The 21,621-nt window shown below is 34.2% G+C and carries 21 protein-coding genes and 1 pseudogene; 1 reads left to right on the top strand and 21 read right to left on the bottom strand.

What is annotated here, in order from left to right:
• Positions 1 to 426 precede the first annotated feature (426 nt).
• From PQ479_RS01040 to PQ479_RS00975, 15 genes and pseudogenes are all read right to left on the bottom strand, one after another.
• Positions 427 to 1,419 carry a DUF4179 domain-containing protein gene (locus PQ479_RS01040; RefSeq protein ID WP_047989413.1) on the bottom strand — a complete coding sequence of 331 codons (993 nt, stop codon included), beginning with the start codon at positions 1,417 to 1,419 and terminating at the stop codon, positions 427 to 429.
• Complete coding sequence (locus PQ479_RS01035; RefSeq protein ID WP_047989414.1) at positions 1,412 to 1,945, bottom strand: sigma-70 family RNA polymerase sigma factor; 534 nt, start codon at positions 1,943 to 1,945, stop codon at positions 1,412 to 1,414. The genes PQ479_RS01040 and PQ479_RS01035 overlap by 8 nt, the downstream gene beginning before the upstream one ends.
• A gap of 709 nt (positions 1,946 to 2,654) precedes the next feature.
• Entirely contained in the window at positions 2,655 to 3,428 is a 774-nt protein-coding gene (locus PQ479_RS01030) for a Cof-type HAD-IIB family hydrolase (protein ID WP_053070440.1), read from the bottom strand.
• 62 nt (positions 3,429 to 3,490) lie between these two features.
• Positions 3,491 to 3,769, bottom strand: a complete 279-nt coding sequence (locus tag PQ479_RS01025; protein WP_273716705.1) for a DUF6262 family protein — start codon at positions 3,767 to 3,769, stop codon at positions 3,491 to 3,493.
• Between the two features lie 23 nt (positions 3,770 to 3,792).
• Positions 3,793 to 4,343, bottom strand: a pseudogene (locus PQ479_RS01020) (histidine phosphatase family protein).
• Between the two features lie 86 nt (positions 4,344 to 4,429).
• Positions 4,430 to 4,561, bottom strand: coding sequence for a hypothetical protein (locus tag PQ479_RS01015; protein WP_273716704.1), 132 nt, complete (start codon positions 4,559 to 4,561; stop codon positions 4,430 to 4,432).
• A 78-nt stretch (positions 4,562 to 4,639) separates the two neighbouring features.
• Positions 4,640 to 5,530, bottom strand: a complete 891-nt coding sequence (locus PQ479_RS01010; RefSeq protein ID WP_273716703.1) for a helix-turn-helix domain-containing protein — start codon at positions 5,528 to 5,530, stop codon at positions 4,640 to 4,642.
• Between the two features lie 1,411 nt (positions 5,531 to 6,941).
• On the bottom strand, positions 6,942 to 7,226 hold the full coding sequence (locus PQ479_RS01005; RefSeq protein ID WP_047989632.1) for an AbrB/MazE/SpoVT family DNA-binding domain-containing protein: 285 nt from the start codon (positions 7,224 to 7,226) through the stop codon (positions 6,942 to 6,944).
• 262 nt (positions 7,227 to 7,488) lie between these two features.
• On the bottom strand, positions 7,489 to 7,902 hold the full coding sequence (locus PQ479_RS01000) for a hypothetical protein (protein WP_047990722.1): 414 nt from the start codon (positions 7,900 to 7,902) through the stop codon (positions 7,489 to 7,491).
• A gap of 280 nt (positions 7,903 to 8,182) precedes the next feature.
• Entirely contained in the window at positions 8,183 to 8,623 is a 441-nt protein-coding gene (locus PQ479_RS00995) for a DUF5391 family protein (protein ID WP_047989418.1), read from the bottom strand.
• A gap of 105 nt (positions 8,624 to 8,728) precedes the next feature.
• Complete coding sequence (locus PQ479_RS00990) at positions 8,729 to 8,848, bottom strand: class III lanthipeptide (RefSeq protein WP_273716702.1); 120 nt, start codon at positions 8,846 to 8,848, stop codon at positions 8,729 to 8,731.
• A gap of 34 nt (positions 8,849 to 8,882) precedes the next feature.
• The gene (gene lanKC, locus PQ479_RS00985; RefSeq protein WP_047989419.1) at positions 8,883 to 11,468 is read right to left on the bottom strand and encodes a class III lanthionine synthetase LanKC; all 2,586 of its coding nucleotides are present in this window, start codon (positions 11,466 to 11,468) and stop codon (positions 8,883 to 8,885) included.
• A 24-nt stretch (positions 11,469 to 11,492) separates the two neighbouring features.
• Positions 11,493 to 11,651 (bottom strand): hypothetical protein, encoded by a 159-nt coding sequence (locus PQ479_RS00980; RefSeq protein WP_273716701.1) that lies wholly within the window; start codon positions 11,649 to 11,651, stop codon positions 11,493 to 11,495.
• Between the two features lie 32 nt (positions 11,652 to 11,683).
• Positions 11,684 to 11,833 carry a class III lanthipeptide gene (locus PQ479_RS21840; protein ID WP_420535503.1) on the bottom strand — a complete coding sequence of 50 codons (150 nt, stop codon included), beginning with the start codon at positions 11,831 to 11,833 and terminating at the stop codon, positions 11,684 to 11,686.
• Positions 11,834 to 11,897: 64 nt separating this feature from the next.
• Positions 11,898 to 12,575 (bottom strand): trypsin-like serine peptidase, encoded by a 678-nt coding sequence (locus tag PQ479_RS00975; RefSeq protein ID WP_047989420.1) that lies wholly within the window; start codon positions 12,573 to 12,575, stop codon positions 11,898 to 11,900.
• Positions 12,576 to 12,733: 158 nt separating this feature from the next.
• Between PQ479_RS00975 and PQ479_RS00970 the strand changes: the two genes are divergently transcribed.
• Positions 12,734 to 14,485, top strand: a complete 1,752-nt coding sequence (locus PQ479_RS00970) for an ABC transporter ATP-binding protein (protein WP_047989421.1) — start codon at positions 12,734 to 12,736, stop codon at positions 14,483 to 14,485.
• A 198-nt stretch (positions 14,486 to 14,683) separates the two neighbouring features.
• On the opposite strand, the gene PQ479_RS00965 is transcribed toward PQ479_RS00970, so the two are convergent.
• From PQ479_RS00965 to PQ479_RS00940, 6 genes are all read right to left on the bottom strand, one after another.
• Positions 14,684 to 14,965 carry an AbrB/MazE/SpoVT family DNA-binding domain-containing protein gene (locus PQ479_RS00965; protein WP_047989422.1) on the bottom strand — a complete coding sequence of 94 codons (282 nt, stop codon included), beginning with the start codon at positions 14,963 to 14,965 and terminating at the stop codon, positions 14,684 to 14,686.
• A gap of 17 nt (positions 14,966 to 14,982) precedes the next feature.
• Positions 14,983 to 15,117 carry a hypothetical protein gene (locus tag PQ479_RS00960; RefSeq protein WP_273716700.1) on the bottom strand — a complete coding sequence of 45 codons (135 nt, stop codon included), beginning with the start codon at positions 15,115 to 15,117 and terminating at the stop codon, positions 14,983 to 14,985.
• A gap of 431 nt (positions 15,118 to 15,548) precedes the next feature.
• Positions 15,549 to 16,184, bottom strand: a complete 636-nt coding sequence (locus PQ479_RS00955) for a DedA family protein (RefSeq protein WP_047989423.1) — start codon at positions 16,182 to 16,184, stop codon at positions 15,549 to 15,551.
• Between the two features lie 140 nt (positions 16,185 to 16,324).
• A complete protein-coding gene (locus PQ479_RS00950; RefSeq protein WP_047989424.1) occupies positions 16,325 to 16,525 on the bottom strand; it encodes a DUF6501 family protein in 201 nt (66 codons plus the stop codon).
• Positions 16,526 to 17,301: 776 nt separating this feature from the next.
• Positions 17,302 to 18,546, bottom strand: coding sequence for a 2-oxoglutarate dehydrogenase complex dihydrolipoyllysine-residue succinyltransferase (gene odhB / locus PQ479_RS00945; RefSeq protein ID WP_047989425.1), 1,245 nt, complete (start codon positions 18,544 to 18,546; stop codon positions 17,302 to 17,304).
• A 15-nt stretch (positions 18,547 to 18,561) separates the two neighbouring features.
• Complete coding sequence (locus PQ479_RS00940) at positions 18,562 to 21,408, bottom strand: 2-oxoglutarate dehydrogenase E1 component (RefSeq protein ID WP_047989426.1); 2,847 nt, start codon at positions 21,406 to 21,408, stop codon at positions 18,562 to 18,564.
• Between the last annotated feature and the right edge of the window lie 213 nt (positions 21,409 to 21,621).

Raw genomic sequence — 21,621 nt, 5'->3', positions numbered from 1 at the left:
ATAGGGCACATTATAAAATTCCTTAGAGATATGCTTCTTCACATCTTCATCTAGTACTTTTTACATGAGTATGTACATTTTCAAACAAATTTGTGTCATTTTTTTAATAGCAATTTTTCCACTCCCTTTAAAATTTAAAAAAATGCCCCCAATATGATTGGAGGCACTGTGCAACATTAATGTGTTTAACCATTAAGGACACCAATATAAGTTATCCTAATTATGTCACCTGTATAGGTATAAAATTATTAAGTTTATACTCTTTTTCATATTTTAATCGTAATATATTAAAATGGAATTGGCTTTCTACTGAACCCTTACCAATAAAAAATTGGGGTTATAGCAGAAATTATGAGTTCTAACATCGCCATTATATTTGGTGGAAGCTCTGTTACTATTTATTTTTTGTTTTTAAACATAAGTTCTTTATTTCACATCTATTTCAAAAATATCATCATAGAGAATCGTTTCAACCCCTGTATTATAAGAATAGATATATGGAATGACCTTAAGTTTTGTCACATGATTTTCTAATGCTACAAACCTATTATAGTTATTATAACCCATAGTTAGTGAGGAAAATTCTTGTAATTCCACCCCATTTTGGTCCTCTAGTTTGAAGTAAAGGTCTGTTGTAATATTTTCCATTTTGTAATTTACCCCTGTTGAAACTGGAGTTAATATTAACTCTTCCACCTCTATCTTCTGCCCATCTTCCAATGTGAAGTACTTATCAATGGGTATTGATTTTCTATTTTCCATAAGATTTTCACCTGACGCGGTAAATTCAAAAGTCCATTCCCCTTCTATCACTTCTTTTGAATCAAAACGTTCCAAATTATTAAATACTATTTTAATCTGATGATTATCCTGCAGTTTAATATTTTGTAAGTCAGCAGTCCAAAAGTAATCTAACTCTGAATTAGTTATTCCATTAGAGCTTAAACCACCTCCAGCGAAGTTCGACTTGATACCATCAATATAAACTTCTATATCTGAAAACCAAGTATAATCTAAGTCTTCATCCATTAACTCTGTGTGGAATGTGCTACTAATAAGAAGTTGACCTTCATCTAATATGACTTCATTCAACGTCACTCTCATTCCATTATCTTCTACCGTTTCTCCAATGACCGTTTTATATTCCTTTAAAGAGTCTTCTTGAGAATACACAAATTCCTCAAGTGCCCTTCCAATAATCGGTATATTCGATAAAGCTTCTGCCATTCCAGTTGAAACAAACCCAGAACCAACTAATGTCATACATAATCCACATGCAACCAATATTGAATGCTTCGTTTTCTGTCCCAATTTTTTTCTTTTTTTCCCTTTGAACATAGCCGCCTTTTCCCTTGCAACTAACTTCTCAATAGATATATCAATGTTATCGATGGAACGATTGAACTTTTCTTTATTCATAAAAATAACCCTCCTTTAAAATAGGCCGAAGCTCTTTTTGTGCTCTATTTAAATGTGATTTTACCGTCCCTTCTGGATATTTCATAATTTTAGAAATTTCCTTGATTGAAAGATCGTGATAATACCTCAACAAAATAATGGTTTTGTATTTAGGATCCAAGAACTTAAACGCTTCCGATAAATCCATTGAATGCGTTATGTAATTGATGCTTTCTTTAGAAATTAACTCAGCAAATATTTCCTCATCATCTGTAGTAAAATGTCGAGATTCTTTTCGAATAAAATCAATAGATTTGAAAATGATAATCTTAATGATCCAACTTTGAAAACTCTCTGGTTTTTTTAACATCTTAAGAGAAGTATAAGCTTTGTAAATGGTTTCTTGATAAATATCAAGAGCATCTTGTTCATTTCTAACGTATGAATAGGCAGTCCGATACAATTTATGTCGAACAGAACTAATCAGTTGTTCAAATGCTTCATCATTACCTTTCTTTGCTTTTTGTACTAAATTAACTAAATCCATTATATCTATCCCTCCATTTCATATTAAAGTCGAATGAGGCAGTAGAAACGTTGCAAAAAACTAAAAAACCTCTAAGTGAACATCTTTAACACATTAGGGAAAAATTTGCCTCATAACCCTTCAGCTTTGTCATATAGATTATATCCTTATATTGAAGGCGTTTATTTTATATCCTTTAGAGATATATAAATTTACGAATGCCGTTGACTTCCAAAAGAGGCCAGATTCTAGAAAAAAAAGTGTTTGAGGAATATCTATTGATACTAGATGAACGGTTACTGACTGTGCTGTCCATATATGCATATTTGAAGATAAAAGCTTCTTGGTCACGAAGAGCTTGTTCGGCTTGCTGTGGAGATTATCTTAGATGAATTAGACGATAAGGAATTTAAATAAGCTAAATCAGCCATTGGAAAACCACCAATCGCTCATTTTATATATATAATGGCTCAAAAGGATGAACTAAGTGGATCAATTGTCCGCTTTTTGTAGATCAAAACTCCCCATATGTGGCTAATTTTGAGCACAATATTCATTATAGATGAAAATTACTGTTTGGTGTCCTACCAACAAAATGCGGTTATCTTAACTTCGATGTGAGAACTATTGGAATACCAATGGTTCTCACATCGTTTACATGTATTTAATGTAAATATTGTTTTTTAAAAAGTTTGATCATTTTCTAGTGTCTTGTTAAACTAACGCATTTTTAATTGAAGTAGGCTTTCAAAGTTTTTGCTACTCCATCATTATCATTGGTTTCAGTAACTTCTTTAGCTAAGTCTTTTAGTTTTGCTATCGCATTTCCCATTGCAACGGGATAACCACATAGCTTAAATAACCCCAAGTCATTAAAATCGTCACCAAATACGACTATTTTATTAAGAGAGATTCCAAGTTTTTCTGCTGTTACTTTAACTGCGTATTCTTTAGAAATATTTAATCTCATGATTTGGGTTAATTGATTAGAATCAGTATTGACAATGTTAGTTCTATTACTGAATTTTTTATTTAGTGATTCGAAGGAACTTAGATTTGATACTAGAATCTTTGTTGGATTTATTTGCCTTAATTCATTTAAATCAATTTTTTGGGGATTACTTGTAACTTTCATAATTGAACTATAATCAAGATCTTCATAACTGTACCAACTGTCTTTAGCTTCTATTGATAACCAATGATGTCTTTCCATCTCAATTAAATGATCAATTATTTCTGAAGATAATATTGAATCTATTGTAAAGTGCTGGTTAATACTTAATTGCTCACTAACAATCATAGCACCGTTATAATAGACCATTATTGCTGAAGATTGAATTTCTTCGGGTAATAAATATCTAACTGTTCTGGGGGGACGAGCAGTCGCAATAATTATTGGTATTCGATTCTTGTTTAATTTTTCAATTGATTTTAAATTTCTTTCACTAATCTTTTTATCCGAGTTTAATAAAGTACCATCCAGGTCAAGAACTACTGCTTCCATTTCCATCTCCCCTTAATCCCTAACATTTTTCTTTTAAAAATAATAAACGTTTTGTTATTGTACTAACCTCTACTGTTTATACAATAAGCAAAATCGAAACTATACATATACATTATCATTTTTATGGTCTGCGGTGAATTTAGCCCTTCTTGCTGCTTTCGTATTCCTTCTATTCGGTTCCGTATTTCTTGATTGTTATAGAGAAATGCCTTAGATACACCTGATTCCATCGCAACCTGATTAAAATAATTTTTGCTTTCGTTTTGAGAAAGCTCTAAGCGTATTGGCGAAGCACTTACTTTATGGCTTGATGATTTCGAGGTTGATGCGAGAAAATTCATATACGTGATACGCTAAGCAAATTTCACCATAAATAAAATTCCTGCTCATTGAATTCCATTCTTAATATATCTGGTTTTGATGTATGTAGTAAGAAATTCAAATCGTACTTACTGTAATAATATCCCATCATCAAAGTCATAACAGGTCCATGAGTTCCTACCACTACTTTCCGTTCTTGATAGGTATTTAACAATTCTTTTAAGACTTTTTTTTGCACGATTTTGGCAATCTGTATTAGACTCTCCCCCAATAAAGAAAAATTTGGTTTGGAAAACGATTTTTTTAATAATGGGAATAATCCCCTATCAGATATTCGCTCGTCTTCATCCGAAAAAAATTCTTTCTTTTAAATTTTCAAATAGTAAAACTTCTTGTCGGATTTGTTTAGCTAACGGCTCTACATTTAAAATTGATCGAGTGTATGGACTTGAGACAACACTGTTAATCCCTTCATCCTTTAAAACATCAGTAATTCTTTGAGCTTCTAATTTTCCTTTTTCAGTTAAGTCTCTTATTCTTTCATTTCCTTTTTTTTGTGAATTCCCGTGCCTTACCATATATATCAGTTTTCATAACCGCCTCCAGAATTCCTGCATTCTTGTTTTAGTAAAATAAAAAAGAAGGAAGCAAGTATATAACTTCGCTTCCTTCTTTAACCTTTATTTGATGATAATGTCCGTATGGTGTCCTGGTAAACCACCATTATCTTCTCCAGTATTTAAATCGTAATCATAAGATGCACCTAGCATAAGTCCAAATAAAAGTATTCCTAAAAATATAATTTTTTTCATAATAACCCCCTAATGAACTTTTAAGATAATGCACTAGGATCATTATATCATTTATTTAACAAAAATTATGAGGAAATATCAAAAAATATTAATTTTTTCTATATTATTATTGATATATCTTACCATATCAATATTCCCTTGTAATTCAAAGATTAAGATCGATCTCTTCATGTAATCTCTTCCTATTTCTTTTTCATTCAAGCGATAATAGTTATAGCCTGTTTGATAATATAGATCACCCAACATAAACAAACTCGAATGATTCATACAATTTTCGATTCCCAATAGACTGTAATTTAATGATTCTTTATATTCTCTTCGCTTAGTTAAATTTGCTGAAAGGTTAAAAACGATTTTTGAGTAAATCGTAGGTATATGTAATTCCTTAGTACTATATTCATTCAAACACTCTAACAATATTTTTTCCGATTCTTCGTGCTTTTTTTCATCTGATAGGATAATGCCATAACTCATTTTGATCTCAATTTGCTGTTCTTTATTGACAACGTTTAATTCAAGTGCCTTATCCAACATTTCTTTTGCTTGAGTAAAATCATGGTCTAGATAATAAATATAAATAGCTTGATGCCAATATAAAAATTGTTTATCCGTATTCGTCAAACTGCCCTCTTTCTTCAATTCATTATCAATGATATATTTTAATGCATAGTAATCCCTTTTTGCTTTTAATTTCTCTACCATATATTTAATGTGGCGAAAATTTGATAAAACATCATTATTGACTTTATTTACTTCATCTTGACCATATAAGTAACTCATACTGACGCCTAAGCGCTCACTTAATAAAAATAAAGTGTGGGATGAAGGATTTTCTTTATTTTCTTCTTTTTCCATATTACTTATTAACGCCTGCGTACAAATTCCTTCTGCTAACTTACTTTGAGTTAGTCCACTATTTACCCTCATTTCCTTCAAACGTTCACTTAATATTTTTCTACTTCCACTCATACCAATACGCCCCTTACGCTCATAAATCTACTCTAATTATAGCAAAGAACAGAAAATATTAAAAATATAATAAACTGTAATCCGATATGAATATTTTAATCAAACCCCACATTTAACTCCTTTTACATCTCTCAAATGTAGTATCACTTCTAAAACCATTCAAGATACTCACCCAGCCCCCGTACTATCTACAGGATTATCGAACCATACCCTGACCACCTCTTATTAAACTCTCAATACAATATAGGCACCGCCATCCAGTTTAGAGACTGTTTTCTATTTCACCGAAAAAACATTGGTCCTATAAACATGCTCAACGAAAAATCAGTTATTTAAGTATGAGCGATTCAAAGCATGAATTAGATGTGAAATAAAGTATAGGAAACGTGGTTTATTTCATGGTATTGCTGGGGTGTCTATAAAGTGGAAAAAGAACAATTAATCGTTGATGCCATTATAAATAGGGTTTACTTAAAAATAACGATCTTGAACTATATTTTTAGCATTTTCATCGTTTCCTCTGAAAGCTGGTCGGGGCTTATTTGTATGATCTTACGTCTTAGATTACTAAGTAAAAATTCCGTTCCAGTAGCTATAGATGATACTTGCTATCTTTCTATATGATACAAAATTGGATACGCATCGAGGTTATTGCAGGGAACAGGATTCATGGGTCACCTCCTTATTTTCTTAGTATGACAAAAGCCCTTCTTCCATTTTCATAAAACCCTTAAAGATTATAACCCTTATCAAAAAAATCAAGTGAGCTGACATTTCCTTAATCAATACGGCTACCGCACACTATGAAGATTTCATAATTAAATCATGCCCTTATCCAAGTGAGGTTTCAGTTACCACAGGGAAGAAAGTATAAAAGTGAGTCGACAAAAGCAAGTCATTATTTACAGGCAAAAATATGCGTTGAAGGCAAACGCTGTTCTGCCTGCATCCCTTGAAAGATCAAGAGCTCTTTTTAACCATCCTTTCAATGAGAAAGAAAGCCTGACATGTTATTCGTCAGACAATCTGCTTTTACAGATTGTCGTTATCGACGATTCTAGGCCAGAGCGAGATGCCAGGCTATTAGGAAATGCAGTTGGCTTCCTTACAACCTGGAATCAGACCTTTAGACACCCCGAACAACCAATACATCACACCATCTCAACTAAATCAGCAGCTCGCACTTTCCCTCGTTGATAATAGAGATTCAAATTCTGAGGGTATGATGTAACCCTTCTTCTTCTAAACTTTTGCTATTTTTATACGAACGGCAGTGATGAACTGCAACTACCCGTTTTTTCGTATTCAGACACATCACAAACTAAACTTCTCGGTACTCATCACAAATAATTAAAATTACTATTTTCTTAATATTCCTCTAAAAATAAGAGCATTTTCTATAATTCTGAATTTATTTTATACTCATCAGACTTTGCTTTAATTCAGTAATAATAAGCTTAGCTCCTTCCGTACTTAGAACTAACTTTCCATCATGTAAGGAAAGATTATCAGGACTAATATTACCTGTAACATGACATTCCATATCTGATCGATGCTTTTGTAAAACAATCTTATCATTGTCAATAACAATTTCTAATGGATCTTTTGTATGAATATCTAATAGCTGTCTAATCTCTGTCGGTATTACAATTCTCCCTAGATCGTCAACTTTTCGGATAATACTCGATTCATTCATTTTTTTCATCCCCTTTAGTTTCAAGTAATCATTGACATCAACATCATTATATTTTAAATTTGTTTTATTATCAATATTATCAATATATAATTTAAAAAATAAAATATAGATAAATTATAATATTAATTCACTGCATTTGATGTTATCATTGAACTTCAACAATATTGAACCGAATAGGTTATAAACACAGGGATGAAACGAATAAGCTGTTGAGCAAAATCTCACTCAACAGCCGAGTATTCCTTTTAAGAAGATATTCTAATTATCTCAAACTATTAGCAACATCTTCTGGTATTTTATAGTATAAGTTTATAAAACGAGTAGAAAGTGTAGCATATGAAATATCTTCATATATAACTAACTGACCATTTAAAGAAACATCCCTGTCTTTAAACAACTCAGATAATCGGACTGTATCAATACTACTCATTTCATATATCTTTGCAACAACTGCATCATTTGGAATTTCTTCAGGTATCCATTCATCAATTCGCAGCTCATTCACAAACTCAACAATTTCTTCATCTTCTATAATGACTTCTTCTACTGTCCCCTCTTTTGATACTACCTCAATTTTTTGACCACTTTCAGATAATTCCTCCTCATTTACATTACAACCAACCAATAAAATTCCTACACACAAATTAATTAGACTAAATGCAATTATCTTTTTCATATTACTCCTCCTTATTTCTTTTATTTATCATGATATGAGAAAAGTAGGGAATTTTTATTTATATTTTAATAATTTACTTTGTTCTATATTATCATATAAATTACTTAAATTTACTTTTATTTCGTTTTATAAGTACTTTTATAAAAACGTTCTAGAACTTTGGAGAATTTCTTCAGATCTCATGCAAACCTAAGGTTGCTTGTCATTCAGAACAATTGATGACCCCATTCAATCTATTTATACTCCGGAAAAAACACTTCAAAAAATAAAAGGCCTGCTCTTAGATGGCCTTTTGGATGTCCTCTTTTTTAAACATGATGTAATACCATACAATATTTATAATAACGACCCCTACACCAAGTACTATTGCTAATATCAACATAATCCAACTAAGCTGATTTATATTTGGGTCAGCGAATACTGAAAAAATCATCAAAGCCATAATAATGGATAAAGCAACAAATATACCAAACCCATTCAAAAAAGCCATAATATACTTTGCAATGTACAAATCATTGTAATATCCGATTAGAGGTAACGCATAAGCAATCAAAACAATTACCAACGTATAGAAGAAGCTTCCATTTCCAAATTGACTTGTGTTTTCCCCAATCTGAGATATAGGTGAAAGGGATATACATAAAAAATGAAGACAATATAAGAATGCTGAAATTCCAGTTACAATAAGTACCTTTCGTTTCCTTTCATCAACATGCACCATTCAACCACCCCTTTTTACGATTATATAGAAATAAGCTAAATAATGTATATAAAAATAGCTCTGTGCATATACTAATTATATACACAGAACCACTTAAATTAAGTATTAGCAAATGAAGACACTGAGTGAGCTGAACTTTTTACAACTTATACTAAGAGATGAAGCTGCACGTAATTGGACATCTTCTTTAGCTTTCATTCCTTGTAAAGAAAGAACTTTATTCATGTTTTCACCCCCTTTCAATGGTGTGATAAATCTATTAAACAGTTTCAATAGATTTAACATGGAGCGTTTCATAAGCGTTTACAATTGGCAGCCACGAATACTGCCTTTTTTTATTTATGTCATTTAATGCCAACAAAACGCCAGCTGAACCAGAAAATATATCTCCTGATGCTCTGTAATTATAATCACCTGGCACATAATAATTCCCTTTTTCATTTTCCAAAATATACAAATTTATTGTTTCAAATGCTTTTGAAAAGAATTTGTTGTCATTCATAAACTCTTCATCCACAGCTCTTGCTGTAAGCAACATACCTGTATATCCTCTAAACAAGCCATTTGAATAAAAACACCTAGAATTTGTAACTAGTCCAATACCATTCAATTCTTTCTGCCATTTGTTCTCACCTAAGCAATTCCTAATATGGATCATGGCTAATCCAACACCAGCACTACCACCAGCTATATATGGAAGTAATCTATTTTGTTCCTCTACCTGATACAATCCGGAATTCTCAAGGTGACATTGCTCCAAATCTTTTTCTAAAATCTTTTCACTTAAAACAAGCCATTTTCTATCTTTTAAATGTAGGTAGACTGTGCTAATAAAAAGTGCAGCGCCAGACCAACCTTCAATTAAGCCAATTGGTATTCCATCTTCATCATCTGTTAATACAGGGGCATCTTGATAATACAATTCACCAATTCGATTTGCTGTTTTTTCTGCCTGATTAAGATAGTACTCTTTCCCCGTTGCCAAATAGAAAGAAATTAATGCTAAACCAATTCCAGCCAACCCAGATTTCATAGAAACATTTTCAGTATCTAAAAAATCACCTTCCAAACCCATTATCCTTTCTGCGTCTTCCTGAAAGCCTAATTCATATAAAACACAGGCTATACCAGACTTTCCTGTAAATAAACCATTACCTAAATCCTTCAGATATTTTTCTCCACTGTACTTCTGCACCCAGTTATTAACCAAACTCGGCAACTCACCCGTTCGATGTAAGGCTAGAGCGATACCAAACCCACCATTTAAAATATTTAATTTACCCTCTTTAGCTTCATGTTGCCTAATGTCACCCGGCAACAACCTATCATCTAGTTGTAGGTCTGTAATCATCCCCATGCGTAATTTATCAATAATCTCAGGGATGTCCTTTTCTACAAAATATTTTTTTGGTGCTGATATTAAGCTAGGAAATGCCCTTGCATTAATAGATAAAAATTTGTTCTCTAAGTCGATAACTAAATCCAAAGCATCTTGCCCAAAGTTTCGAAGAATCCATTCATTATGTTTCTGCAAAATGTCCTCAGCCATATCTTGGATTGGGCCAATTGGAATAAATAATTGTCTAGCTATACGTGCTAAAGAAAACCAATCCGCTTGTTCCCTATTGTTTGTTATAGCCCCCGAAAATCCTGGTGTCATTAGTCCTGCATGTTTTTCATCAGTTAAATGACTTGCTGATTCAAAATCAATTAATTTAACCTTCTCATCCTCCAAAATCATTATATTAGTTGGAGTCAAATCACCAAGACCATAACCTTTTTTGTGGACTTCTTTAACAGCTTTTTTTACTTGTTTTATTATCTTTAAAACCTTTTTAGTATACTCACCTGGGTTCTCTTGCATAGGAAACGGATAGTTACCAGACATCCAACTTTGTAATGGTATACCTTCCAAGTATTCCTCTACTAAGAAGATATGTTCCCAAGCATTAAAAATCTCATTAAACTCTACAACATATGGAGAACCTTTTAATTGATTTAATACGTTTCCTTCATGCTTAATTCGCTCGAATGCATCACGTTTTTGTCCATCTAAACCTGCACCTGGTCGACCTTCCTTTAATATCACTTTACGGTTAGTCGTTTTATCATTAGCAATGTATACTCCTCCACCGTTACTAAAATGGATAGCATCCAAAATCTCATAGTTCTCTAATCTTGATTGAGTTTCAGAAGATTCATTAGCTATTTGTTCTTCCATTTCAGTAACTGCTTGTGGTTCTTTTATAAATGATGGAATGTGATAAATAGGTTCTCTTAAATCAGCAATTAATTCACCAGTCGGGCTTTCAATTGCAGGAATTCGAGCCGCTCCTTGAAAAAGGAACATCTCTATAAACGCTCCATATCGAAAATAAACATTTCCTTTTTTCCAACGTTTATCGCTCAGGATGTAAGGACCTTTCGGAATTTCACTCAATAACTCATCTAATTCATTCACAAGGAAAATAAACTGTTCCTCATCCTTTGGATAAATGGTCATAAATTTACCAGAACTTCCTCTGTGACCATACTTGGAGTTTTTGAAAAGCAATTCATATGAATTGGTAACATATTTAAAAGTGACACTCTCTTTATAAAGAACTCCAGCCGCAAGGTCTAGCGTTTTCTGAGCATTTGGTACATCTGAGCTCACATGTATTTTCCAACCTTGGTTTGGTATTTTGATATTAGGATTTAAAATATAAGTCCAATGATCATCTGACGCAGACTGCCAGCCCTCTATAAGCTCTATCTTGAACAAATCCTCTGTAGGTGGAGTGTCATTAGGAGGCTCATAATATTTTGATTCTTGATTTATATACCGTACATATCTCATGTCCATAATGATTACCTCCTAATGATTTTATTAACATAAGAATGCGCTAACAGAACTCACAATACGATTGGAACAACAAAGTGCGATACTTCGCGAAGAGAATAACGGACCCATTGGTTGAATTTCACCTTGCTTCATTCTTAAACCCTGCATCTCAAGAATTCTATTTTTTTCGTTAGATTTTTCCATATTAAACTCCTCCATCTTTCACTTCTTTATTTTCAACCTTGCGGTGGTTCAATGGGTGGAACACAGTAGAATAAACTAATAGTACTTCTGTCTTTACAAACGATACTTATGTTAGATTGTTGTTGAGCAATTGGTTGCTTCCTCATTCTTTGAAGTCTTAACACAGTATTTTTTTCTGACATACGCTACTCCTCCTTTACACATTTTCATTTATAGCAACTTCCCTATTGGAAAGAACTACCCTTGTTAGTAATCATAAATAAAAACATCTGAGTGTTTATCAATTATTCCTACCGCAACCTCATACGCTATTTTTATAGTTTCACCCCAATAAGGTCCCCAGAGCATGTTTTTCTTAGATTTCAAACTCATACTTGTCAAAGAATTCTGAATATAAGCGCCATTTTTTTCTATTAGCCAAGGACCTCCTGACATCCCTCCCTTCCCTTTACTTGAGATACCTTGTAAGGTTGAAGAGTACTGTAAGTCTAACTCGGCTTTTCCTGTACTTATATAAGGCTTATTATTTTTAAAAATACTATCTCTAAAACCATAAACTTTATATTCCAAGCCTTTTTCTAGTTTAAATTGAACAGGATAGCCTTTTTCCATTACTTCATCAATTTCACACACAACAAAGGCAGTGTCATAATCTACAATGGCATCTTTTATCCATCCATTAGGGATTACTGCTCTTTTAGCCTTTATTCTCTTTCTTGATTTTCCATTAAACGGTATAAAATACACTGGATTATAAAAAATTTTATCTTCCCAATCAAACAAACAGTGGGCTGCTGTTGCAACAACTATGAAACTACCATTCCCTCCATCAACCAAACTAGCACTTCCATAGCTTTTACCGTTATTTCGATAAAATTCTATTTTTCCTAGTGCACGAGTTAAAGGGTCAGTCAAATTACCCACAGATTATCATTCCTTTTTAAAGAATATTTGTATTAAATTACCATTGACAAATTCAGTATCACCCAATAAGTTTAAGAAGTCAACATAAATTTGGAAAATATTTTAAATTATTGTAATTTTTTAGAATTGTATCCTCACTTTAGAAAGGGTGTAATCAAATGGAAAAACTAAATATTAAAGAGTTTTTTAGAATTATTCGTTCGTATTATCCATCTAAGAAAATCACCATAACAGCCATTTGTCTTGTATTATTTCAAACATGTCTTTCCTTGGCACTACCCCTTTTTACTATGAATTTCATCGATGAAATGGATATAGAAGGACTTTCATTAGCAACTATATTATTAGTAGGTTGCCTCTTTATTCTTCAACTTATTTGTTCGGCTTTTGCTATATACATGATGATTTTCATAGGAGAAAAAATTGTTTTTTCACTAAGAAATAATACGTGGGAAAGATTAGTTGACCTACCAATTAAGTTTTTCGATGAAAATAGTACAGGAAAATTAATGAGTCGGATAACCAATGATACACTGGTCATAAAAAACTTTATTACTTCTCAACTTATTCCATTTTTCTCAGGTGTGATTTCCGTCATAGGAGCCATTATTCTATTATTTATAATAGATTGGAAAATGACATTATTAATGATGACGGTCGTTCCCGTTCTAATGTTAGTTATGATTCCATTAGGGAAACAGATGTATAAAGTATCACGTGCCTTACAGGATGAAACAGCCTCTTTTCAAGGCGATCTAGGCAGAGTTTTATCGGATATTAGGCTTGTAAAACTTTCATTAGCGGAAAACCAAGAAAAAGAAGTAGGAAACTCGCGAATGAAAAAATTATTTAATTATGGATTAAAAGAAGGAAAGATTTCTGCGGTCGTTCAGCCTATATCAATGAGTGCACTTCTACTTATACTTGTAGTCGTCTTTGGCTACGGTAGTTTACGAGTATCTAACGGGACATTATCAGCTGGAGCACTTGTTGCTATTATTTTCTACCTATTCCAAATTTCTAATCCTTTGGCACAACTCTCTAGTTTTTTTACAGAAATGCAAAAAGCACTCGGAGCAACTGAACGATTAAATTATATTTTGTCTCAAGCTAAAGAACCTATCACAAAAGAAAGTTCAGAAAACAAGCTTTATTCGGAAAATGATAGCCTTATCTTTCATAAATTAAAATTTGGATATAATCAAAATGAAGAAATCTTAAAAGAAATTGATTTGGAAGTGAAAATTGGACAAATGACAGCAATTATCGGACCAAGTGGCTCTGGCAAAACTACCTTATTCTCTTTAATTGAAAGATTCTACAACCCTACTGATGGATTTATCACTTATAAAAATCAAGATATTCAAACCATTCCTCTTAACCAATGGAGAGAGAAAATTGCCTACGTATCACAAGAGTCACCTATTATGTCCGGAAGCATTTTATCCAATTTAACTTATGGACTTAGCACCTACTCTATAGACAAAGTAAATTTAGCACTAAAAGATGCTAACTTAGAAGAATTCATTAACAAATTACCGAAAGGGTTGCAAACAGAAGTTGGAGAACGAGGAATAAAATTATCAGGTGGTCAAAGGCAACGATTAGCAATCGCCAGAGCAATGATTAGAAACCCTGAAATACTATTGTTAGACGAAGCAACAGCTCATTTAGATGGTGCCTCTGAGAAGCTAGTTCAAAAAGCAATGGATGTATTAATGGAAGGCCGAACTACTATTGTTATCGCTCACAGATTATCAACAGTATTGCATTCCGAACAATTGATATTTCTTGAGAATGGCAAAATAACAGGAAGGGGAACCCACTTCGAGTTAATGAGTGAGCACAAACTCTATAATGAGTTAGTATCTCAACAAACTGAGTTTAATCATTTAGTTTCTCATCCCTAAAAATATATCAATACATTCACAGGAACTCTACAAATTAGGAGAAGTCTTTTTTTCAAAAATAAGAATAAATAATTAAAGGGCATCGAATAAATCGATGCCTTTTCATTTAATATCTTAATAAAATTTAAATTCAGCTCGTTTGTAATTACTACCTATTTCCTTATCTCCTAATCTATAAATAACTGCCTTCAAGGCGGTTTAAACGTTTGGATGTTTCTTTTCTAGCTGCTCTATTAATATTTCTTTCCCTTTCCGACTTAAAATCAGTTTCCCATCTAAGAAAACTTCATTATCATCAGAAACTTCCCCTGTCACATCACATGTCATATTTGCTTCATATTTCTTTAAGATGATTTTCTCCCCGTCGATATAAATTTCTATCGGGTCCTTTTCATGAATGTTTAATGTTCTTCTCAATTCCATCGGAATCACAATCCGCCCTAACTCGTCTACTTTCCGCACAATGCCTGTTGATTTCATTTTCATCACATCCTTTTCTATAGTGATTCCGTATGAAGCTGTTGAAATCCTTCTACCATCCACTGTTGAGCATCTTTATTTAACTGAATCTCTAACACCGTTTGGTTCCGTTCTTCTTCATTTATCAAATAGACCGTTATCCCTTCCATCAAAACAATAGCACGCTCCTTTTCTAGAGATGGATAAACGGTTACGTCTTCTACTCGGTATTCTATAGACAGTACTTTCTACTACTTCTTCTGTCACAGGAAAGTACTCATCCACCATAGTCGGTGTCATCACAAGCTCGGCTTTGGCACCCTCATTTCATAATTATCTTGACGTACATCATAAATCGCCATCACAAAAAAGTAACAACATCCGTGACCAGTTTTACATCTTCCTCTTGGTACTCAATATCAACACGTTGATTGGCAGCTGCTAGTAAGGAATTTTGCTCTCCTACTGCTCAGTCAAGGCTTGTAAACCTTCTATTTCCGCAAGCTGTTTATGAAACTCACGAAATCCTATAAATACACCGACGATTACCACCATACCCCAGTCGTTATATATTAATAGTAGGTTCTTTACTAGTATAAATTTTCTATTGCGTCTTCTGTTTCATCACTTCACTAGCTTGTTTTCTCTTTTTTCGCTCACGTATCACATACAAACCAATAACAACCACCGCTAACCCTACTAAAGTTAAAATTAATTGCTCTACAAAAGAATTCCAATCTGTTATCGTACGACCATAATAAAATCCTAAAAGAAAATATAAACTTAACCAAATCAGTGAGGACGTGTGGGCAATGAATAGAAAATGAATAAACCGAAATTTCGCTAACCCTACACTAAAAGGCACCGCATGCCTTACAAAAGGGAAAAAGTAACTAAACGATGCCGCTTTTAGCCCATATCGATCTAAAAGCTCAAAACCTTTTTCAGCCCTTTTTGCCCAGATTGACTCATCTTTTTTCTTTAAACGATCCTGAGGCGAGAATTTATGAGCTGTAAAAAAACCGACCACATATAAAATCGTACCATGCAGCATAATCGCCGAATATATCGTAAAAAAAGCAGGTATAGGCTCTAAAAAAGAATACGTAGAAAAATACCCTCCCGCCATTAATAACACTTCATTCGGAACAGGAAAAATAAATAAACCAATTGCATATATAACAAACAAAGCAGCGTAACCATGTTCTAAAATAAAGTGATAGACGCCTGTTAAATCCATCCTTCCAATTCCCCTCTTTTATTGACCTATAATTAGTTTACCTGATCATGAATAAAAAGGAAAAAGATAACGCTCCCTAACCAATTCTAACTTATGGCTCCAAAATAAAAACACCTCAACACGGAGGTGCGCTTTTCGTTTTAGTTCTTAAAGTAATCTTTGTAATAACCACCGATTTTACCTGTGTTATCAATGACAAAATAAAACTCTTCTGTCTCATTTTTTAATTCGTATATTTTGCCAGCAGTTAGTGATTCATGAACTTGAAACTTCTTTGCATCTGTATGTACGCATTCAACCTCACGAATCGTATCTGTCTCTTGCCATTTTTGATGAATCATATCCTTCCACCTCACAATCACTTAGAAATATATGTTATATTATTATACCATAAACGCTGCAACCAACTAAATACTTTTACAACATTGCTTATGGTAGAGTTGCTTTATTCTTGAATTTAACCAGATTACTTTTAAAAAATTAATTTTTATGAAAGTGATGAAAGAGTCGATATGCTCTTCTTCGAAGGTCGCTCCGGGAATGGGTTCGTGCATACCCATTTGTTTATGTACTTCTCATACATAGAATAACTTAAAAGAAAACAACTCTTAGAAAAGCGAACCAACATTGAATAAATTTTATTAGTCAAACAGATAAAAAATCACTCGAATAGTTACTATTTTAAAACAAACAAACTTTCATATTTGTTGAGAGTGAAGTGAATCGAGAACCATTAATTAAAAGTCAGAACGTTATTTTTATCTTTATTGGTGCCTTTCATTCATAAAAATGGTTGAAAGATTATTACATCCATTCGTCACCCCTCCGCTTTTGGGATATTGCTCGAAAGTATTATCCCAAAATAATTCAGCTCACCGGCGAAGCAGCTACCAATAACAATAAAGAGAGTGTAGGCTTTCATCAAAGATTAGTAACCCATATTCACGTGTTTTTGGACCATCAGTTAAGCACGTTTGGCTACTTCACTTGCTTGACTAAAAGGTAACATACCCTTGAAATGGGTGCCCAATTGAATGTTCCTACTAAAAAATACGAGTAAGAGAGGAGATTTCCCCTCATTACTCGTACTTGTAATTAAGACCTGTTTAATTATTTATTAACCTTCTAATAATAAAGATTCTGGGTCTTCTAGCAATTCTTTCACACGAACAAGGAAGCCTACTGCTTCTTTACCATCAACAATTCGATGGTCATAGGAAAGAGCAATATACATCATTGGACGATTTTCAAAGTTCTCTTGATCAATCGCAACCGGTCGCCATTGGATCTTATGCATTCCTAGAATTCCTACTTGTGGAGCATTTAGGATTGGCGTTGACATGAGTGAACCAAACGTACCTCCATTAGTAATCGTGAAACTACCACCTTGTAGGTCTCCTAATGCAAGCTTGTTATCACGTGCTTTTTTCCCAAGGTTACCAATTTCTTTTTCAATACCTGCGAAGCTTAATTTATCTGCATCACGAACGACTGGTACAACTAAACCGTTGTCCGTCGATACGGCAATACCGATATCATAGTATTTCTTCATTAAAATTTCGTCGCCTTGAATTTCAGCATTTAATAATGGGAATTCCTTTAATGCACCAATAACTGCTTTACTAAAGAATGACATAAATCCTAACTTCACGCCATTTTTCTCAAGAAATGCATCTTTGCGACGTTTACGAACATCCATCACAGCTGTCATATCAACTTCATTAAATGTCGTTAACATGGCTGCTGTTTGTTGGGCTTCAACTAGACGCTTTGCAATCGTTTGACGACGGCGGCTCATTTTAATTCGCTCAGCTGGTTTACCATCATCAGATGTTGTTGCCGCTGGTGTATCTGCCTTCTTTGGAGTTGGAGCTGATTTCGCTTCAGACTTTGGCTGATAATTCTCAACGTCTTGTTTACGAACACGACCTGTTGGATCATTTGTAGACACTTCGTTTAAGTTAATCCCTTTTTCACGAGCTAATTTACGTGCTGCTGGTGAAGCAAGTGGACGTCCGCCTTCAGAATCTGGCGTTTCGTCTTGCTTCGCCTCTTGTTTAGGTTGCTCTGGTTCTGATTTTGTTTCTTCTTTTGCTTCAGGTTCAGCTGAGGAATCTCCTTCAGATCCTTCAGCATCGATCACGGCAATGACTTCCCCTACTTCTACCGTGTCACCTGGCTCTTTTTTTAATTCTTTTATTACACCAGAATGTTCAGCAGTGATTTCTAAGTTTACTTTATCTGTTTCTAGTTCAGCAATAAAATCACCTTGATTTACGTATTCTCCAACTTCTTTTAACCACTGAGCAATCGTTCCTTCTGTAATCGATTCAGCTAATTCAGGTACTTTAATTTCAATCACGAGTAATGGCCTCCCTTAATTTTTACGAGTCAAAGATTCTGTTATGATACGTTCTTGTTCTGTCTTATGAGCAATTGGATTTCCTTCAGCAGGACTTGAACGGAATGTTCTTCCAATATAACTCAAGGATACATCTTCTGGCGTAATATCTCGGATGCGTGACTCCATAAACGGCCAAGCTCCCATATTTTTAGGCTCTTCTTGAACCCAAACAACTTCTTTTAAATTTTTATAAGATGCAAATAATTCACGAATTGGACGTTTTGGAAACGGATAAAGCTCTTCTACACGAGCGATGTGTAACCAATCCCAATTTTCATCTGATTTTTTATCAATTCGTTCAGCTAAATCAATGGACACTTTACCAGAGCAAAGGATGATTCTTTCGACTTTTGTCTTCTTCTTCCCTAAGCCAGATTGTTCCAATAATGGACGGAACTCCTCATCAGAAAATTCTTTTGCGTCCGAAGAAGCATAAGAATTTCTTAACAAGCTCTTTGGCGTCATGATAATGAGCGGACGTACTGAGTCCTTTTTAAGGATTGCTGCTTGACGACGTAATAAATGGAAATATTGGCTGGCAGATGAACAGTTAGCAATCGTCCAGTTATTCTCAGCCGCAAGAACTAGGAAACGTTCTACACGTCCACTTGAATGCTCTGGCCCCTGACCTTCGTAGCCATGTGGTAACAAGATGACTAAACCTGATTTTTGTCCCCATTTTGCACGACCAGCAGAAATCCACTGATCAAACATAACTTGAGCTCCATTCGCAAAATCACCAAATTGCGCTTCCCATAAAACAAGCGTCTCAGGCGAATGTACATTATATCCGTATTCAAAACCTACAACAGCCGCTTCAGATAACGGGCTATTGTAAACGGCAAACGATGCTTTCGCACTTTCTAGCTCTTTGAGTGGTGTATACATTTTATTTGTATCTCTGTCATGTAAAACAAGATGACGTTGAACAAATGTACCACGCTCTGAATCCTGACCAGACAGACGAACTGGTGTCCCATCAGAGATAATAGAAGCAAAGGCTAACACTTCACCATGTGCCCAATCTATCTTTCCGCCTTCTTCAAAACCATCTAAACGTCTCTTAAGAATCTTAGCTAACTTCTCATTAGCATTAAAAGATTCTGGCCACTCAAGTAACTCTTCGTTGATTTGTTTTAACGTATCGAACTCTACAGCCGTTTTAACTTTAGGTAATCCATTAACAATAAAATCTGGCTGAGAAATCTCCACCTCATGCTCTGATTTCTTTGAAGCAACCTTTTCGTATTCTTGACGCAGGAAATCTAAGTTTTCCTTTTCAAGTTGACCACCATACGCTTTTTCAATTACACCTTGCTCAGTTAAGAAGTCGGCATAAACCTTTCTGGCGGTTGGATGCTTTTTAATCATGTTATAAGTAGCTGGCTGCGTAACAAAAGGATCATCTGTTTCGTTATGTCCGAGTCGACGGTACCCAACTAAGTCAATTAAGAAGTCCTTTTTAAAGCGCTTTCTGTATTGAAATGCTAAGTGAATAGCGGCCATACATGCTTCCGGGTCATCGGCATTAACATGAAGAATTGGAATTTCAAATCCTTTTGCCGGGTCACTGGAATATGTTGTTGAACGCGAATCATAAGTTTCTGTCGTAAACCCAATATTATTGTTGGCAATGATATGTAACGAGCCACCAACTTGATAACCTGTTAATCGACTAAGGTTTAGCGTTTCTGTAACAATACCTTGACCTGGGAATGCAGCATCTCCATGAATTAAGATCGAATAGGCTTTTAATGTATTTTGTAAAGGCTCTCCTTTTTGTGAACGATCTTCCTGTGCAGCTCTTGCATACCCTTCAACGATAGGACTAACAAATTCCAAGTGACTTGGGTTATTAGCTAACGTTACAGTAGCTTCAACTGTATTTTCTTCTTTAATTTGTCTATCTGCACCTAGATGGTACTTCACATCTCCTGTCCAGCCATTAATGCCTGTAGAACTTTCAGATGATAAATCTTCCTTTGGTGCGTGTAAAAACTCAGAAAAAATCATATGGTATGGCTTACCTAACGTATGAGTTAAAACATTAAGACGTCCACGGTGGGCCATTCCAATCATAATATTTTCGGTACCCTCATGTACCGACTCTCGAACAGCTTCATCTAACATTGGTACGAGAACATCTAAACCTTCTATAGAAAATCGTTTTTGACCAACGAATGTACGATGAATAAACTTTTCAAAGCCTTCAACTTGAGTTAATCGATTCAATAAATTAATACGTTGTTGTTTTGATAAATTTGGTAAATATAAGCCGGATTCAACCATTTTATATAACCAATTTCTTTCCTCTTCGTCTTGAACATGTCCAAATTCAAAAGCAACGGTTTGGGTGTAAACCATTTTTAAATGATTAATTGCCTCGAGTCCATCTTTTATATGTGATGGTGCATCTGGACATAACAAATCGACAGGTACCTGTCGTAAATCTTCTTCAGTTAAGTCATAACGACTTAATTCGAGCAAGCTATCATTTTTAAAATCTTTGTGAATCGGATGAATATTAGAAGCCAAATGGCCCTTTAATCGGATGGTATCTGCTAATTTAACAGCACCGACAATCTTCCTCATCATGTCCGTTCCGACAGACTGCTTTGCTGTTGGAACTTCAGCTGCAATGAACCTCTCTTCGTCTTGTGACGTTGGTGGTGGCCCTAAAGTATCAAAGAGTGCTCGAAGCTCTTCATCTACTGCTCCTGGGTCTTTGGTGTACTCCTCATAAAGTTCGATTGCAACGCCAAGGTTCGGACCATGAAATCCTTTCCATGACTCGCTTGGTTTGTTCTCCTTGCTGGACATGTGACAAAAACCTCCTAGTTACTTTTAAGTCAAATCTTCAGAAGTTGGATAAAATAACGCTTTCATTCCTATATTATCATGGATACCTAGTTGACTCAAAGGTTATCTGTCCAATTTCAAAGGATTTGTCTAACGATTTTTCAAATTACGACTTTTGTTACATTTCAAAACCATGTAGATAATTTTATTATCCCTTTAAAGTGTAAATCTTTT

This window comes from Alkalihalobacillus pseudalcaliphilus, assembly GCF_028610675.1.
GTDB lineage: Bacteria > Bacillota > Bacilli > Bacillales > Bacillaceae_D > Alkalihalobacillus > Alkalihalobacillus pseudalcaliphilus.
The sequence above is the reverse complement of the archived record's forward strand: the minus strand, read 5'-3'. Positions and strand labels throughout refer to the sequence as shown.

Coding starts and splice junctions, on each gene's coding strand:
- PQ479_RS01030 (WP_053070440.1), bottom strand. CDS start 3,428: ATGGAAGCAGTAGTTCTTGACCTGGATGGTACTTTATTAAACTCGGAT.
- PQ479_RS01005 (WP_047989632.1), bottom strand. CDS start 7,226: ATGAATGAATCGAGTATTATCCGAAAAGTTGACGATCTAGGGAGAATT.
- PQ479_RS01025 (WP_273716705.1), bottom strand. CDS start 3,769: ATGAATTTTCTCGCATCAACCTCGAAATCATCAAGCCATAAAGTAAGT.
- PQ479_RS01000 (WP_047990722.1), bottom strand. CDS start 7,902: ATGAAAAAGATAATTGCATTTAGTCTAATTAATTTGTGTGTAGGAATT.
- PQ479_RS01010 (WP_273716703.1), bottom strand. CDS start 5,530: ATGAGTGGAAGTAGAAAAATATTAAGTGAACGTTTGAAGGAAATGAGG.
- PQ479_RS21840 (WP_420535503.1), bottom strand. CDS start 11,833: ATGTCAGAAAAAAATACTGTGTTAAGACTTCAAAGAATGAGGAAGCAA.
- PQ479_RS00990 (WP_273716702.1), bottom strand. CDS start 8,848: ATGAATAAAGTTCTTTCTTTACAAGGAATGAAAGCTAAAGAAGATGTC.
- PQ479_RS00995 (WP_047989418.1), bottom strand. CDS start 8,623: ATGGTGCATGTTGATGAAAGGAAACGAAAGGTACTTATTGTAACTGGA.
- PQ479_RS00965 (WP_047989422.1), bottom strand. CDS start 14,965: ATGAAATCAACAGGCATTGTGCGGAAAGTAGACGAGTTAGGGCGGATT.
- PQ479_RS01015 (WP_273716704.1), bottom strand. CDS start 4,561: ATGAAAAAAATTATATTTTTAGGAATACTTTTATTTGGACTTATGCTA.
- PQ479_RS00955 (WP_047989423.1), bottom strand. CDS start 16,184: ATGGATTTAACAGGCGTCTATCACTTTATTTTAGAACATGGTTACGCT.
- lanKC (WP_047989419.1), bottom strand. CDS start 11,468: ATGGACATGAGATATGTACGGTATATAAATCAAGAATCAAAATATTAT.
- PQ479_RS00970 (WP_047989421.1), top strand. CDS start 12,734: ATGGAAAAACTAAATATTAAAGAGTTTTTTAGAATTATTCGTTCGTAT.
- PQ479_RS00950 (WP_047989424.1), bottom strand. CDS start 16,525: ATGATTCATCAAAAATGGCAAGAGACAGATACGATTCGTGAGGTTGAA.
- PQ479_RS01035 (WP_047989414.1), bottom strand. CDS start 1,945: ATGGATTTAGTTAATTTAGTACAAAAAGCAAAGAAAGGTAATGATGAA.
- PQ479_RS00980 (WP_273716701.1), bottom strand. CDS start 11,651: ATGGAAAAATCTAACGAAAAAAATAGAATTCTTGAGATGCAGGGTTTA.
- PQ479_RS01040 (WP_047989413.1), bottom strand. CDS start 1,419: ATGAATAAAGAAAAGTTCAATCGTTCCATCGATAACATTGATATATCT.
- PQ479_RS00940 (WP_047989426.1), bottom strand. CDS start 21,408: ATGTCCAGCAAGGAGAACAAACCAAGCGAGTCATGGAAAGGATTTCAT.